This window comes from Lentzea aerocolonigenes, from assembly GCF_000955955.1.
In the GTDB taxonomy this organism is placed as follows: domain Bacteria; phylum Actinomycetota; class Actinomycetes; order Mycobacteriales; family Pseudonocardiaceae; genus Lentzea; species Lentzea aerocolonigenes_A.
The window spans coordinates 1-15,119 of the sequence record NZ_JYJG01000299.1; the positions used below are offsets into that span (position 1 = coordinate 1).

General features: G+C 69.2%; 14 protein-coding genes. 7 read left to right on the forward strand and 7 right to left on the reverse strand.

Features of this window, described 5'->3' with window-relative positions; all coding sequences use genetic code 11:
- Positions 1-199: 199 nt before the first annotated feature.
- Both UK23_RS33860 and UK23_RS33865 read right to left on the reverse strand, forming a co-directional pair.
- Positions 200-2,488 carry a VIT domain-containing protein gene (locus tag UK23_RS33860; protein ID WP_045315802.1) on the reverse strand — a complete coding sequence of 763 codons (2,289 nt, stop codon included), beginning with the start codon at positions 2,486-2,488 and terminating at the stop codon, positions 200-202.
- Positions 2,485-3,045, reverse strand: a complete 561-nt coding sequence (locus UK23_RS33865; RefSeq protein ID WP_052685311.1) for a MerR family transcriptional regulator — start codon at positions 3,043-3,045, stop codon at positions 2,485-2,487. The genes UK23_RS33860 and UK23_RS33865 overlap by 4 nt, the downstream gene beginning before the upstream one ends.
- A gap of 235 nt (positions 3,046-3,280) precedes the next feature.
- On the opposite strand from UK23_RS33865, the gene UK23_RS33870 reads away from it, so the two are divergent.
- The 4 genes from UK23_RS33870 to UK23_RS33885 all read left to right on the forward strand — a co-directional run bounded on the left by UK23_RS33870 (position 3,281) and on the right by UK23_RS33885 (position 6,964).
- Positions 3,281-4,105 (forward strand): Asp23/Gls24 family envelope stress response protein, encoded by an 825-nt coding sequence (locus UK23_RS33870; protein WP_045315803.1) that lies wholly within the window; start codon positions 3,281-3,283, stop codon positions 4,103-4,105.
- Between the two features lie 241 nt (positions 4,106-4,346).
- Positions 4,347-5,249, forward strand: a complete 903-nt coding sequence (locus UK23_RS33875; protein ID WP_156213583.1) for a hypothetical protein — start codon at positions 4,347-4,349, stop codon at positions 5,247-5,249.
- Positions 5,246-5,758, forward strand: a complete 513-nt coding sequence (locus UK23_RS33880; protein ID WP_231114807.1) for a GNAT family N-acetyltransferase — start codon at positions 5,246-5,248, stop codon at positions 5,756-5,758. The genes UK23_RS33875 and UK23_RS33880 overlap by 4 nt, the downstream gene beginning before the upstream one ends.
- A gap of 72 nt (positions 5,759-5,830) precedes the next feature.
- Entirely contained in the window at positions 5,831-6,964 is a 1,134-nt protein-coding gene (locus tag UK23_RS33885) for a BMP family lipoprotein (protein ID WP_045315805.1), read from the forward strand.
- Here the strand turns inward: UK23_RS33885 and UK23_RS33890 are convergent.
- The 4 genes from UK23_RS33890 to UK23_RS33905 are packed head-to-tail and all read right to left on the reverse strand — an operon-like array spanning position 6,942 to position 9,507.
- The gene (locus tag UK23_RS33890; protein ID WP_196778000.1) at positions 6,942-7,454 is read right to left on the reverse strand and encodes a chloramphenicol phosphotransferase CPT family protein; all 513 of its coding nucleotides are present in this window, start codon (positions 7,452-7,454) and stop codon (positions 6,942-6,944) included. The genes UK23_RS33885 and UK23_RS33890 overlap by 23 nt on opposite strands.
- Positions 7,455-7,464: 10 nt before the next feature.
- A complete protein-coding gene (locus tag UK23_RS54155) occupies positions 7,465-7,974 on the reverse strand; it encodes a maleylpyruvate isomerase family mycothiol-dependent enzyme (RefSeq protein WP_330770412.1) in 510 nt (169 codons plus the stop codon).
- Entirely contained in the window at positions 7,910-9,076 is a 1,167-nt protein-coding gene (locus UK23_RS54160) for a glycosyltransferase (protein ID WP_045315807.1), read from the reverse strand. The genes UK23_RS54155 and UK23_RS54160 overlap by 65 nt, the downstream gene beginning before the upstream one ends.
- Before the next feature lie 5 nt (positions 9,077-9,081).
- Positions 9,082-9,507: a GNAT family N-acetyltransferase gene (locus UK23_RS33905; protein WP_045315808.1), complete on the reverse strand. Its 426-nt coding sequence runs from the start codon at positions 9,505-9,507 to the stop codon at positions 9,082-9,084.
- A 220-nt stretch (positions 9,508-9,727) separates the two neighbouring features.
- Here UK23_RS33905 and UK23_RS33910 point away from each other — a divergent pair, with 220 nt between their 5' ends.
- Genes UK23_RS33910 through UK23_RS33920 form a run of 3 tightly spaced genes read left to right on the forward strand, consistent with a single transcriptional unit; the run spans position 9,728 to position 12,756 of the window.
- The gene (locus tag UK23_RS33910) at positions 9,728-11,155 is read left to right on the forward strand and encodes an NAD(P)/FAD-dependent oxidoreductase (protein WP_045315809.1); all 1,428 of its coding nucleotides are present in this window, start codon (positions 9,728-9,730) and stop codon (positions 11,153-11,155) included.
- Positions 11,152-12,141, forward strand: coding sequence for a hypothetical protein (locus tag UK23_RS33915; RefSeq protein WP_045315810.1), 990 nt, complete (start codon positions 11,152-11,154; stop codon positions 12,139-12,141). Before UK23_RS33910 ends, UK23_RS33915 begins: the two co-directional genes overlap by 4 nt.
- Positions 12,142-12,156: 15 nt before the next feature.
- Entirely contained in the window at positions 12,157-12,756 is a 600-nt protein-coding gene (locus UK23_RS33920) for a TetR/AcrR family transcriptional regulator (protein WP_045315811.1), read from the forward strand.
- Here the strand turns inward: UK23_RS33920 and UK23_RS33925 are convergent.
- The gene (locus tag UK23_RS33925; protein ID WP_052685314.1) at positions 12,745-15,099 is read right to left on the reverse strand and encodes a GH92 family glycosyl hydrolase; all 2,355 of its coding nucleotides are present in this window, start codon (positions 15,097-15,099) and stop codon (positions 12,745-12,747) included. The two genes, UK23_RS33920 and UK23_RS33925, sit on opposite strands and share 12 nt — an antisense overlap.
- Between the last annotated feature and the right edge of the window lie 20 nt (positions 15,100-15,119).

Genomic DNA, 15,119 nt, shown 5'->3' on the forward strand with positions numbered 1-15,119 from the left:
GTCGCTCCCGGCCGCCAGCGTGATCCGGCGGTTGCCGAGGTGCACCACGTGCCGGGTCGACGGCGGGTCGATGATCGGATCCCACGGCTGAGGGCCTGCCCGGTACTCGAACGCGGGCAGGCCCTCGGCTGTCGTCCACTCCCCGAACACGCTCACGTCCACGAGCGTGTCGCCGGGATCCTGATGAGGCTAGGCCCGTTCAGCGCCAGAACTTCCGGCGCCGCTCCTTTCCCGCACCCGCGAACTCCTGCAACACCTCGCGAGCGCGCGCCCACAGCTTGTCCACGTCGCCGCCCGCGTTCAGCTCGGCGACCAGCTGCCGCAGCGGTTCGTAGGCCGATCCGTGCTTGCCGGCGAGGAGAGTGCCCAGCCTGCTGGCGAGGTCGGCGAGCAGGTCACGGCGTTCCCAGGCGGGCAGCGCGGCGTCCCTCTCCAGGCGCCGCACCTCCGTCGCGACGATCTCCCGCAGTTCCGCCGGGTTGTCGGGCGCGGGTGCGCCACCACCGCCACCGGGCACCATCATCTTCGGCGCCGCCATCCGGGACAGCGGTGCGAAAGCCTGTGGTGCGGCAGGCGGCGGGAACGCGGCCGGCGCGGCGGCGAACGTGGGCATCGGCGGCCCCCCGTAACCCCCTGCCTGCATGGAGAGCTGCTGGGGCTGCCATCCCGAAGGCAGCTCGACCGGCTGCACGACCCGGTGCACGGTGCCGTCGGACACGACCTTCTCGTCCACCGCGACGAACGCGGTGAAGCGGCACAACACCCCGTACCGCAACGAGGTCTGCACGATCTGGTCCTCGACGGCCCGGTCGCCCGTCGCGTACCGGTCCTCGAGATCACGCAGTGCGGCACGGGCCCACTGCGCCCTGACAGCGGGCTCGGACTGCTCCAGCACCGCGACCGTCTGGTGCCACTGCGCGCCGTCCCGAGTCCGGCCGCGCACGGTGAAAGCCTCGGGCAGTCCGGTGTAGCGGCCGAACACGACCAGCGGCACGCCGGGATAGATCGCCGTGGGCTGCTTGGGCAGCGACGACTCCGGCGACACCACCACGTCGGTGATGACCGGTGCGCCGATCCGGCGCTGGATGTGCGTCATCGCCTCGTCCAGCCGGTCCTCGCTCTCGACCAGCTCGCACCGGCCGGCGCCCGCCGCGGCGAGCCGGCCGAGGAAACCGGCGTTGACGGCCGTGTCGATGCCGACGGCGTGAATGCGCGTCCGGTTGATCACCGGGGCGATGTCGCGCAGCAGCTGGTCCTCGTTGCCGACCTGGCCGTCCGTCACGAGCACCAGCACGGGGTCGCGTTCCGAGGTCGCCTTCGCCAGCAGGGTCAGCCCCTCGAGCAGCGGCTGGAACATCTCGGTCCCGCCGCGAGCCTGGACGGCCGCGAGGTGTTCAACAGCCCGGAAACGGTGACGATCGGTGGCGGTGACGAGTCCCGTTCCGAGATCCGGGCGTTCCAGGCGGTCGTCGAACGTGATCACGGAGAACGTGTCGTCGGCGGTCAGCGTGTCGACGATCCTGGCCGCCGCGCGCCTGGCCGCGACCATCTTCCAGCCGGACATGCTCCCGGACCGGTCGAGCAGCAGCACGACGTCACGCGGCCGGACCGGGGTGTCGAGGTCCGGCGGCAGCACTGTCACCTGGTACGTGCCCTCGTCGGAATCGGCGTCCGGCACGCACACGGCCGCGGAACTGTTGCCCGCGTAGGCCAGGCGCAGCACGAAGTCGCGGTCGACCCGCTCTCCTGGCGCGACCGCGACGGTGTTTCCCTCCTGCGCCACGGTGTGCAGGCTCGACCGCACCTCACCGAGCTCCAGCCCGGCCGGATCGATCTCCACGCCGATCGACAACCGCACCGGGTTCGGGAAGCCCGGCAGCAGCACCGGCGGCGTGATCCGCGAGGCGTCCGGCACGACGTCCGTGTCGTCGGCGTATCCGTCGCCCACCGACGGACCCTCCAGCGGCGCACCAGGTACGTACCGGGGCGCCACCACGAGCGGGAACCGGAACGTGGCCGCGCCGTCCTCGAACACCAGCGGCCCGACCAGCGTCAGCTCGACGGTGACCCGTTCGCCCGCAGGGATGTTGCCGACCCGCATGGTGAAGACGTCGGGCCGTTCCTCCTCGACGATCGACGCCTGTCTGCCCGCCGCGATCGCGTCGTCGTAGGTCTGCCGCGCCTGAGCCCGTTCCTGCAGCTCGGCTTCGACCGTGCGGTCGCCCGCGGTCATCTTCATGCCGGTGACCGCGGCGCGATCGGGCAGCGGAAACACATAGGTGGCTTCAAGAGCGGTGTCGTAGGTGTTCACGAAACCGGTCGTGAGCACGACGCGGCCGATCAGACCGGTGATCGTCGCCCGCACGTCGAGGCGCTCCAGCGGCAGGTTCCCGCGTTCGGTGCGCAGCGCGCCAACGCCCGCGTCCTCGCTGACCAGGCCGATCCGGTCCAGCTCCGCGGGCCTCATCGGGGCGACGGAGAAGGTCATGACTGTTCCCTTTCGTTGAGCAGACCACGGGCGGCGAGCAGGTCGAGCAAGGGCTGGGCGGCGGCGGCGATGTCCGCGAGGTCGGCTGCCGCCGGTGTACCCGGTACGAGGACGACGGCACCTCCGCCGAGCGCTACCCCGTTCAGCGGAGCGGCCTCCGGCGGACGCGTTTTCGCTGGTGCGGCAACGGGTTCGGCCCAGAACCGCGGCCGGACCGCTTCCGGTGGTCTCTCGCCTGACTCCAACAGCCGGCCGGGCACTTTGGCGATCGCGGCCAGCTTCTTGTCGGTCGCGCCCGCGAGCTCGGCCTGGATCTCGGCAAGCGCTCTCCCCTCCGACTGCAGTCTCTTCACGGCCACCAGCTGGAGCAGGTGCCGTCGTTCGTAAAGCGCTGTGCGGCCGCTCATCGCGGACGGCCGGTCGACCAGCCCTGTCGTCGCGTACCAGCGGACGGCCCGCCGGTCGGGCACATCGCGCACACGACCGTTGGGCGCGCCCGAGTACTCCGCCGTCAGCGCGGCGGAGACACGTTCCAGCAACTCGTCGAGCGTCCACACCCCTCGATAGTGACACTGCAACCATGACAGTGTCAACGTCGTGCACACGGGAGGCACGCATACACCCTGCTGACGATTCGCGGGGAAGTTGGCACGTCACGAACTGAACATTGTTGGGACACAGGGAGTTCTCGAAGCGGGGGCGGTGATCTGGGTCACCGGCGCTGTGCCTATCGTGGCGCCGTCACCTCGCTCCTCCCCCTGCACCCTTCGCGCGCGAGACGGGAAAACACCCATGACCGAGATCATCAGCAACCTCTTCGGCCGCCCCAAGCAGGACGTCGTCGACGCCCGTGACGACATCACGACCCCCATCTCCCTCGACACCCACCAAGTCCGGACCGACGAGGTCGTCACCGGCGAAACCGTTGCGCCCGAAGCGATCGAGGACGAGACCAGCGAGACCGACGAGTCCGTCGAGGACGCCGCCGACGAGACCGGCGAGCCCGCCGCCGAGGTCGCCGACGAAGAGACCGCCGACGCGGACGACGACACCGAGGCCGTCGCCGAGGACGAGACCGAAGAGGCTGAGGACGCCGAGGAGTCCGACGAGCCCGCCGCCGAAGCGGACGAGGCCGAGGACACCGAAGAGGTGGAGGAGACCGAGCCGGTCGCCGAAACCGAGGCTGTCACTGAAGATGACGCCGAGGACGACGCCGAGGACGAGACCGTCGAGGCGGAGATCGAGGTCGTACCGGTCGCCGAGGCCGAGGCCGAGGAAGCGCCCGTCGTCGTCGCCGAAGAAGCCGCTCCGGCCCGTGCCGCCGCCGGCTCCCGCGGCTCCGTGTCGGTCGACAACGGCGTGATCGCGAAGGTCGTCACCATCGTCGCCGCCAAGATCGAGGGCGTGCACAGCCTTGACGCGGACGGCATTTCCGTCGAGGTCGACGGCGACGTCGCCACGATCGGCGTCTCTCTGGTGATCGAGTTCGGCCACGCCGTCAAGGCGCTCGCCGAGCAGGTCCGCACCGACGTGATCGAGGCCGTCGAGAACTTCCTGAACTTCGACGTCGCGGCCGTGGACGTGCACGTCAGCGACATCCACCTGCCGGCCGTCTGAACCGCACACCTGGCGGGGCCGCGGTGACAACGCACCGCGGCCCGCAAGGTCTCGGTCCCTCAACGGTTCTTCCGCCTGTCCGAAAACCCGGTGCTGTGCCGTCCTGAGCAACGGGTAGGGTGCCGCGCGTTCCGAATTACACCGTGGAGATTCGCGTCCGCGTGGCCAACGCGGAGGACGGAGAGGACGAGTGCGCACGGACGAGGCCGGTCACAAACCTGAGTTGGACCGGCTGAAAACCATGAAAGAGCAGATCCTGTACGCGTTGGAGCACATGCCGCGCGGCAGCTCGGTGGAGGACGTCCGCCGCTGGCTGAGCAAGCAGGGTCAGCAGAGGGTGCCCAGCAGGCAGTACGCCGCGCCGATCGTGAACGAGTGGCGTGCCCGCAACGGGGTCGCCGACACGAGCGGTCTCGTACCGCTCACGCCGGAGCTGATCGCGCAGCTCGACGAAGCCGGGACTCCCGCCGAGCCGGTGAAACCCGCTGGTGCCAAGGGGTTCTACCTGGTCGCGCTGATGAGCATCGGGGTCAGCGTGGACACGTCGTGGCGGTTCTTCGAGCAGCGCCTGGGAATCACCGACGTCACCGAGCGGATCGTGCTGTTCTCCGTGATGGAGGCGGCGCTGATCGCGTGTGGCTGGGCCATGCGCGGTGGCGTCCGCCGCGACGGCCGTCCTGGTCCTGCGCGTCTGGTGGCGTGGGGGCTGACCGCGTTCGCCGCGTTCGCCGCCTTCAGCCTGTCCGGACCGGTCGCGGGTACCGCCCGCGTGCTGCTCGGACCGGTGCTGGGCCTGGTGATGCTGCACCTCGCGCTGGGCATCGAGATCCGCGCGTCCCGTCAGCGCACGACCACCTGGGCGCGCGTGGGCCGTGAGCTGCGAGAGCGCTTCCTGTCGTTGCTGGGCCTGGGCGACGACGGCCGGGACGCGCTCGCCCGCACCCGTGATCGGGCGGCGTTGCGAGCGGCGAAACTGGCGCTGGCGAGCCGGTGGACGCCTTTCCGCACATCGCGGCTGCGCAAGGCACTGCACGCCTCGCACGTCGCGCACGACCCGGCGCAGAAGGATCGGATGTTGAAGGAACTGGGTGTGCTGCAGCACGCGCAGAAACTCGCCGAGACCACCCAGCCGTCGCCGTGGTGACCTTCACGTCCGACACCGGGCTCGCGGCCGAGATCGCCGGCCTGGTCAACCGCGTCTACGCCGAGGCCGAGAAGGGGATCTGGGCGAACGACGCCGCCCGGACCTCGGCCGTCGAGGTCACCGAGCTCATCCGTGCCGGCGAGATCGCCGTGGTGCGGTCCGGCGAGCGCGTGGCCGGCTCGGTGCGCGTGCAGCGGCTGGACGACGACCTGGGCGAGTTCGGGATGCTGGTCGCGGCACCGGAGGAACGCGGCACCGGCGTCGGCAGGGACCTCGTGTCCTTCGCCGAGAGCTGGGCGCGGGAGAGCGGTCTCTCCCAGATGCAGCTGGAGCTGCTGGTGCCGCGCGAGTGGGCGCATCCGGTCAAGGAGTTCCTGCGTGCCTGGTACACGCGGCTCGGCTACCAGGCCGTACGCGTCGGCGACTTCAACCAGGACTACCCGGCGCTGGTGCCGCACCTCGCCTGCCCGTGCGACTTCCTGATCTTCCGCAAGGATCTTTCCCAGTAGTTGAAAGCGCATCCACATTGGACGTCGCGCGAGGTACCGTCCGGCGCAAGCCCAACCGGATGGAGAACTATCGTGCGCCGTCGTACGCGTGGCACAGCTGTGGCCGCGATCGCGCTGACATTGCTGGCGAGTGCCTGCGCCAAGGATTCCGGCGGCATCGGTCCGACCAACGCCGCCGGTGCCGGGTGCGAGTTCTCGACGCCGCCCAGCGCACCCGCCGCGACCAGTTCCAGCACCTCTGCCGGGGAGAAGATCGACGGCAGCGCGCTCAAGATCGGCCTGGCCTACGACATCGGCGGCCGCGGTGACGCGTCGTTCAACGACCTGGCCGCCGCCGGGTTCGACCAGGCGATCAAGGACCTGGGCGTCAAGAAGGAGAACACCCGCGAGCTCTCCGCCGCGCCGAACGAGGACGAGGCCGCGAAGCAGACCCGCCTGCGCCAGCTCGCGTCCGAGGGCTTCAACCCGATCGTCGGCGTCGGTTTCGCCTACACCGAGTCGCTGAAGGTGGTCGCGCCGGAGTTCCCGAACGTCAAGTTCGGCCTGGTCGACTCCGCGGTGGACGGTGCCGCGAACGTGACACCGCTGGTGTTCGCCGAGCAGGAGGGCTCGTTCCTCGCGGGCGTCGTCGCCGCGTACCAGAGCAAGAAGTGCCACATCGGCTTCATCGGCGGTGTCGACATCCCGCTGATCCAGAAGTTCGAGGCCGGTTACACGCAGGGTGCCAAAACCGCCGCGCCGAAGATCCAGGTCGACAAGAAGTACATCACCCCGGCCGGCGACTTCACCGGCTTCCAGGACCCGCCGAAGGGCCAGGAGGCGACGAAGGGCCTGATCGACAAGGGTGCGGACGTCGTCTACCACGCCGCGGGTGCTTCCGGCATCGGCATGTTCGCGGCGGCGAAGCAGGCGGGCGTGCTGGCGATCGGCTGCGACGCCGACCAGTACAACCAGCCGTCGCTCGCGGCCAACAAGGACATCATCGTGGCGTCGAGCCTCAAGCGCGTCGACGTCGCCGTGTACGACTTCTACCGCGCGGCCGCGAAGAACGACCTGGCGTCGTTGCCGAAGGTGTTCGACCTCAAGGTGAACGGTGTCGGGTACGCCGCGCCAGGTGGCAAGGTCGACGCGGAGCTGCAGGGCATTCTTGAGGGCTACAAGCAGCAGATCATCGACGGCAAGATCAAGGTCTCCGACAAGCCCTAGATTCGAACCGCCGCACGATCTCCTGGGCGCAGTCGGCGGCGGTTCGGTGGGTCGTGTCGACCTCGATGTCGTGGTAGCCGTGGGCAAAGACGCTGGTCTGCGACACGGCCAGGCCCGGTGGACGATCGCCGCGCGCCTGCTCGCGCCGGACCAGCTCTTCCTGGGAGCACCGGACGTCGACCAGCGTCAGGTCGTAGCCGTCGAGGACCTCGAGCAGATCGGTGAGGCGCCACGGTTCGCTCAGCGGATAGTCCATGATCACGTCGTTCCCCGTGGAGACGAGGGCCGCGACCACCCGGTGATAGCCGAGCCGGGTGCGTCGCAGCATCTCCCGGACTTCTGCCTCGTCCAGCCGACGAGTGTGCTCTGTCGACCGCATGCCGCTGATGCCGTCGACCGGCACCAGGAACCACGGATCGGGCAGCAGCCGCAGCATCTCCTCGCCGATGCTCGACTTTCCCGAGCTCGACGGACCGTTGAGCAGGATCACCCTGCCCGGCCTAGAGGAAGACGCGGGCGACATCGAGCCACGTGTCCGCGTCTTCACCGACCGCCGTCAGCGTGGTCTGCGCCCGAGACCGACGGCGGGTCACCAGCAGGCAGAAGTCCTCGGCAGGGCCCTGGATCCGCTGATCCGTCTCGTAAGGATCAGGTCCCCACGACCAGAGCTCGCCGTCCGGACCCGTCAACTCCACGCTGATCTGCTCCTCCAGGAACGGCAGCCCAGCGGCCTGGAACGACAACCCCAGGCCCGCGACCCCGAGATACGCCACGAGCTGCAGCCGCTCGGTCGAACGGTGTTTCACGCCCAGCGCGTCGAGGACGTCCTGTCCGTGCGCCCACGTCTCCATCAACCGCAGGGGCGCCATCAGCTGCGCGGTCACCTCCGCGCCGATCCACGGGAAGGCGCGGCCCGGTCCAGTTCGGACATGTCCAGCCCGTGGTTCAGCACGATCCACCACTACCACAGAGGGCAGCGGCTCTGCACAGCTCGACAGGATCACGAACACCGTCCAGCGACGCGGCCAGAGCCGCGGCGGCCGCGAACCGCGGATCGCCCAGCACCTGTGCCACCGCGGCACGCAGCGAGTCCACAGTGGACGGACGAACGATCACGCCGCTCCCCTGCCTCGCCACCCGGTTCGCCATCTCCCACTGGTCACCGCCACCCGGCACGACGACGACGGGAACGCCCGCCCGCAACGCCTTGACCAGCATGCCGTGCCCACCACCGCAGACCAGCACGGACGACTCGCGCAGCAGCTCGTCCTGCCTGCCCGGTCCCGACCGCGCCCACGACGGCAGCTCGTCCGGCGGTGGCGCGAACGTCGACACCACGGCCCGCACACCGAGGTCCCGCAACGCTTCGAGAGTCTGGGAGGCCATGCCGGTGGCGCCGGTCCACGCCGTCGACGGGGCGATCACGACCAGCGGAGCGTCGCCCGGCGGCGGGGTCATCAGCTCCTCACTCGCCTCCCACAGCAACGGCCCGACCACGTGAGCGTTGGCAGGCCAGTCCGGGCGCGGCACCTCCAGGGCGGGCAACGTCGCGATCAACCGGACCGCCGGGCCGGAGCCACGCGGACTCAGGCCGATCTGCCGGCGCACAAGAGCACGTTGCCGGTCGCCTTGCCGAATCGACCTGGCCGTGAGAGCCCGCAGCACCGCGTCACGCAGCTTGCCGCGCACGCCCGTTCCAGGAGCCAGCCCGCTGCCCATCGGCGGCAACCACCGCGACGGCTCGTACAGCGGGTGCGGTGACAGCTGCGCCCACGGCACGCCGAGCAGTTCGGCGGCCATGCTCGCGCCCAGTGCCAGCACGTCGCACACCACCAGATCCGGCGACAGAGCAGCCAGCTGAGGAACCAACGCCGAGGCGAGCGCGGCCGCCTGGGAGTGCAGTGCGGAACCGAGATCCTCACAACCCCGCAGATCGGCCAGCGTCAGGCCGTTCACCCGCGACGCCGTGATCCCCTCGCGGGCGGCCGCCGAGACCCACCGGTCGCCCGTCAGCAGCACCGGGGTGTCGCCGGCCTCCAGAAACCTCAGGCACAGCGCGATCGCGGGCACCACGTGACCCGGATCGCCCCCGGACACCACGGCTACGCGCACGCCGGTCAGTCAACCACCTTGCTGAAGTGGAAGGCAGGAATGACGTAGCCGGAGCCGAGGTAGAGCCGGTGCGCGTCGTGCCGGTGCGTGCCGGAGTCGAGGTGCACACCCGCACAGCCGAGCCGCCGTGCCTCCTCGTCGACCCACCGCAGCAGCGCACCGGCGTGGCCCTGCTTGCGCGCGGTCGAGAGGGTGGTCAGGTCGTCGATGTAGAGGTGCGATCCGGCGTAGAGGTTCGTGAGGGGCCGGAAACCCGCCACGGCGGCGACCCGGCCGTCCGCGTCCAGCGAGGCCACCAGCCGGTAGCCCTCCTTGCGCTGGGTCCGCACGGCCGCGACGAAGTCGTCCGCCGAGGTGAGGTGCGGCCTGAGCTCGCGGATCGTGTCGAACGCCAGCGCGGTGTTCTCGTCGTCGAGTTCGATGATGTTCACGCCGACGATAGTGCGCGCATCAAGTGGCCTCCTGGAAGGCCCATTTCGCACGTGTCCCAACAGGCCACTTCGCCGGAGCAGCAGGCCAAGGTCGGCGGCAAACGGGTGCGCGCCAACCCGGTGACGCTGACCGTCACGCGGTGGCGGCCATTGACGCCTCCCGAACTCATTCATACATTCGAGCACACTTTGTATGAATGAGCCCGGGGAGTTGGTCCGCATGCGGCTCGGCAGGACCGCGGTCGTTCTTGGTGGCAGTGCGGCAGGTCTGTGCGCGGCGGGAGCGTTGGCCGCGCACTTCGACGAAGTGATCGTGCTGGAACGCGACGAGCTGCCGGTCGAGGCCGAGCACCGGCGTGGTGTCCCGCAGAGCAAGCACCCGCACTTCCTGCTCAACTCGGGGCGCCGGGCGATCGGGGCGCTGTTCCCGGGCTTCGAGGAAGCGCTGATCAACGCGGGTGGCCTGCACCTGATGCCCTCGATGGACGCGGCCTACCTCGACGGGGAGGGCTGGTCGGCGCGCAAGAAGGCGTCGATGACGATGATCTACAGCTCGCGGGTCCTGATCGAACGGGTGCTGCGCGACCAGGTGCACGAGCTCGGCAACGTCGTGGTGCGCGAAGGGGTCTCGGCCGGTGGCCTGAGCTTCCGGGGCGGTGAGGTGGCCGGGGTCGACGACCTCGAAGCCGACTTCGTGGTGGACGCGATGGGCCGCGGCTCGCCGGTCAGCGGCTGGCTGGCCGCCGCGGGCTGGCCGGAACCCGAGGTGCGGACGCTCGACGCCAAGGTCACCTACACCTCGCGCTGGTACGAACTGCCCGCGTCGCCGCCGGAGTCGTGGTGGTGGCGGCACCTGGTGATCATGCCGACGCCGGACAAGGGTTCCCACCCGCCGGAGCACGAGTTCCTGGTCAACTTCTTCCCGATCGAGGGCAACCGGGCGATCGCGTGCATGGGCTCGTGGGGCCTGGAGATGCCGCGCACGACCGAGGCGTTCATCGGATCGGCGCGGCGGGTGCGCACGCCGCTGTTCGCCGAGGCCATGGACAAGTCCACTCCCACTTCAGAGGTGCATCTGACGCGGTCGACCGGCAACAAGTGGCGGCGCTACGACCTGTTGAAGGCGCCTGCGCGACGATTGGCGTTCGTGGGCGACTCGATCTGCGCCTTCAACCCCTTCTACGCTCAGGGCATCAGCTCGGCGGCCAGCTCTGCTCTCTTGCTGCGCGGGCATCTTCAGGCCGCTTCGTCGGTCTCCGGCGACTTCTCCGCGCGATTCCTCGCCGCGCAACGCAAGTCGTTGAACGTGCCGTGGAGCCTCGCGATGGCGCGCGACCAGGGTTACTCGTTCGCGGAAGGCACGGAGAAGCTGCCCGAGTGGCGGCGGAAGCTCGTCGCCGCCGTGTCCGGCCCGGCGTTCAGCTTCATCGTCGGCGCCGCGCGGGAGTACGCGGTGGTCGACGAGCACTTCGCGCGGGTGTTCAACATGGACGAGTCGCTGCGCGACTTCATGACCAACCCCCGGGTGATCGCGGGACTGCTGCGCTACCGGGTCCGCACCGCGTTGGGGCGTCAGCGAGTTCCGTTCAACTTCGATCCCCTCGCCGAACCTCCGGCCAGGGACTACTCGACGGCGGCGGCACGATGACCGAGTGCGGGCCCGAGGCGGAAGCGGTCACGCGCGGTCTCGGGTTCGACTGTCACGACGTCTCCCCCGTCGTGTCGATGCGGCCTCCGTGGGAACTCGCGAACTGGACGTTGCCACTGCTCGAACTGCTCGTGATCGCGGGTGCGGTCTTCGCTCTGGTGCACGCGATCCGACGACGACGTGCGGGCGATCCGACCAACCTCGCGCTGTGGTGGACTTCGCTGGTCTACCTGTTCGTGATCGAGCCGCCGCTGTACTTCCCGGAGTGGTTCGGGCTCGACGACATCTACGGTTTCATCTTCGCGCACAACCAGTTCACCGTGCAGTTCATGTGGGATCGGCTGCCGCTCTACATCATCGCGTTCTACCCGATGATCAGCCAGCTCGCCTACGAGGTCGTGCGCTCGCTCGGCATCTTCGCGCAACGGGGAGCACTGGCTGGTTCGGTGGCGGTCGCGTTCGTGTGCCAGGTGTTCTACGAGGTGTTCGACCACATTGGACCGCAGCTGAAGTGGTGGGCGTGGAACCCGGCCAACGCCATGGTGAACCAGCCCATGATGGGATCGGTGCCGATGAAGAGCGCGCTGCTGTTCGCGTCGGTCTCGCTGGGCGCCATGACGTACCTGGTCGTGCGGCTTCCTGGACGGTGGCGGCTCGCGGCCGGGTTGCCGGCTCCGCTGTCGATGGTGATCGCCGGCTCCCCCGCGAGCCTGTTCGGCACCGATGTCACCGGGCAGGCGTGGGTGCTCGGTGCTGAGCTCGCCCTGATCTGGGTCGCGGGAGTGTGGCTCATCGTTACCGCGCAAGGACTTCCGGACGTGTCGGCGTTCGCCCGGATCTACCCCGCGTGCTACCTGGGTGTGATGGCGGTGTTCTGGGTGACCGTTTCCGGCGTTCCGATCACCAGCGTCGTCTACGCGTTGACGTGCTTCGCCGGAGCCGGGCTGGTGCTGGCGAGGCTCTACCGGGTGCGCGTCCTGGTGTAGGGAAAGATGGTGCACATGGGGCACCACGGATGGCAGGGCAACCCGCCCGGCACGGAGCAGGAGGCACGCCGCCGGATCGTCGAGGCGGCGACGGCGTGCCTGGACCGCGCGGGGCTCGCCAGGACCAGCCTCTCCGACATCGCGGCCGAGGCCGGCGTCACCCGGCAGACCGTGTACCGCTACTTCCCGAAGCTCGCGGACATCCTGGGCGCCGTCGCGATCGCGGGCGTCGAGGAGTTCGCCGTCCGGATGGAACGCCACCTCGCGACGTTCGGCAGCCCGGCCGAGGTCGCGGTCGAGTCCGTGGTGTTCGGCGTACGGGCCGTTCCTCTCGAACCCAGGCTGAACCTGCTGCTGGAAGCCGGTGAAGGCGAGTTCTTCACCGGCGCGGTCACGTCCCGCGAGTGGCTTGCTCTGGGCGCGCGGATTCTCCGCAACGTGCCGGTGGACTGGGCGTCCTCCGGTGTGGTGGCCGATGAGGACTTCGCCGGGCTGGCCGAAGTCCTCATGCGGCTGTTCCTGTCGTTCCTGCGTCATCCCTCGACGCCTCCGCTGTCCGATACCCAGTTGCGGGACCTGGTCGGTCGCTGGATCGGGCCTTCGCTAGCTTCCTAGCTGTGGCGGCGTTTCCGCCGCGCCCCACGTCTTGTTCGGCGTCGACCCGAGGACGTAGGTCAGCTTTCCGCCGTCGCGCACCAGCTCCGCGGACACCCAAGCGCGGTTCGACGTTGCTCCGTTGACCGTCAGCGACTGGATGTACTTGTTCTGCGCGGATGCCTGCGGCGCCTCGATGACGATCGTCTTTCCGTTACCGCGCCTGATCTCCACCTTCGTGAAGAGCGGCGTGGACAGCACGAGCTCGGCGCGGCTCGGGATCTGCGGGTAGATGCCCATCGCGGCGAACAGGTACCACGACGACATGGTGCCGAGGTCGTCGTTGCCGGGGATGCCGCCGGTTCCGGTGCTCCACAGCGTGTCCAGGATCTGCCGCACGGTCTCCTGCGTCTGGTACGGCCGGCCGAGGTAGATGTACTGCCACGGCGTCTGGATGCTGGGCTCGTTGCCCGCGTTGTAGCGCGTGCCGTTCGTGCCGCTGAGGTCCCAGTTGCCGTTCTGGTCGTGGAAGAAGCCGTCGAGCCTCGTCGCCGCAGTGGCCTTGCCGCCCATCGCCGCGGCCAGCCCGGTGACGTCGTGGTAGACCATCCACGTGTACTGGGCGCTCGTGCCCTCGACGAACCCGGTTCCGGTGCCCGGCGTGAAGTTCGGCGCCCACGTGCCGTTCGATGCCCGGTTGCGCATGTACTTGACACTCGGGTCGAACACGTTGCGCCAGTACGCGGCCCGCTGCTCGAACAGCTGCTTGCGTTGGGTGTCACCGAGTTTGCCGGCGAGCTGGGCCAGCGCGTAGTCGGCGGTGACGTCCTCCAACGTCTCCGCCGCCGCGCCCCAGCAGTGGCAGTTGTTCGACGGCACGTGATGCAGGCTCATGTACCGGTCGAGCGACGGCCGCTGCCCAGGGCACTGGATCGGGCACCCGTTGTCCGACAGGTCGTTCGCCGTCGGCACCGTGGCCGCCTTGACCAGCGACTCGTACGCCTTCTGCACGTTGAAGTTCTCGGCCCCGAACGCGTACATGCCCGCGATCGCCGGCGCGGACGGATCACCGGACATCACCGCGGTCTTGCCGTTGTTGTGCAGCCAGCGATCCCACTCGCCGTTCCTCTGGTCGGCGTAGTTCAGCAGCGATTGCGCGTAGTCGCCCGCTCTTTGTGGCTCCAGGAGCGCGAGCATCTGCACCTGCGACCGGTAGACGTCCCAGCCGGAGAACGTGCTGTACTGCGCGACTTGTCCGGGACTGAGCCGATACGTGCGCAGGTCCGAGCCGAGGTACTCGCCGTTGACATCGTTGGCCAGGCTCGGCTGCAACAACGCGTGGTACAGCGCGGTGTAGAAAACGGTGCGCTGCTGCGTTGTCCCACCGGTGGTGCGGATGCGGTTCAGCGCTTGCTCCCACTGCTGGCGCGCCGCCACCTTGATGCCGTCGAACGCGGCTGTGTTCTCCGCCGCGAGGTTCGCCTGTGCGTTCGCCAGGCTGACGTACGAGATGCCGACCCGCGCGGTGACCGTGCCGGGGTCGAAGCCCACATAGCCACCCGATCCCTTGCCCGCGCGGTTCGTGAACCCCTCGCCGCCCTGGCCGTTCGTGCTGCCAGGGCTGAGCGTTCCGTCGCGCCACGTGCCGAAGCTCGTGATCGGCTGGTCGAACTCCGCCGTGAAGAACAGCCGGTAGTACACGCGCTGGTTCGCCGCGCCGCCCGACGTCCGCCCGCAGAACCCGCCGCTGTCAACCGATCCGGTGACCCTGCGGTTGGCCGCGTCGATCCTGACCGTCGCATTCCCGCTGCCGTTCAACGAGTTCGAGGTGCGGAACAGCAGGTTCGCCTTGCCGCCGGCGGGGAACGTGAACCGGCCGGTGCCGGTGCGCTCGGTGGCCGTGAGCTCGACGTTCACCCCGTCGTCCAGCCCGGCCCGGTAGTAGCCCGGCTCGGCACTTTCGTTGGCGTGCTTGAAGTTGCGCGCGTAGATCTGGTCCGTGCTGTCGGCCGACGGCGACGACGTCACGTCCCCGCTGAACGGCATGATCGGAATGTCTCCCGACGCACCCGGCGTGCAGCCGGTGCCGTTGAGGTGGGTCAATCCGAACCCGCGGATCCGGGTGACGTCGTACTGGTAACCACCGGCGGCTCCGGCACTGGTCTGGTCACCTCGGGTGGTGGTCGGACTCCAGGAGAGCATGCCGAACGGCCGCACCGCGCCGGGATAGACGTTGCCCGCGTTGGTGGTGCCGATGAAGGGATTCACCGAACTGGCCAGATCCTGTTGCGCCGCGGCCGGTGACACTGCCGTCACCATCGCCGCGACCGTCGCGCACAGCACGAACAGCGTCCTGAAACGCATGGTTCCCGCTCCTCACCGCG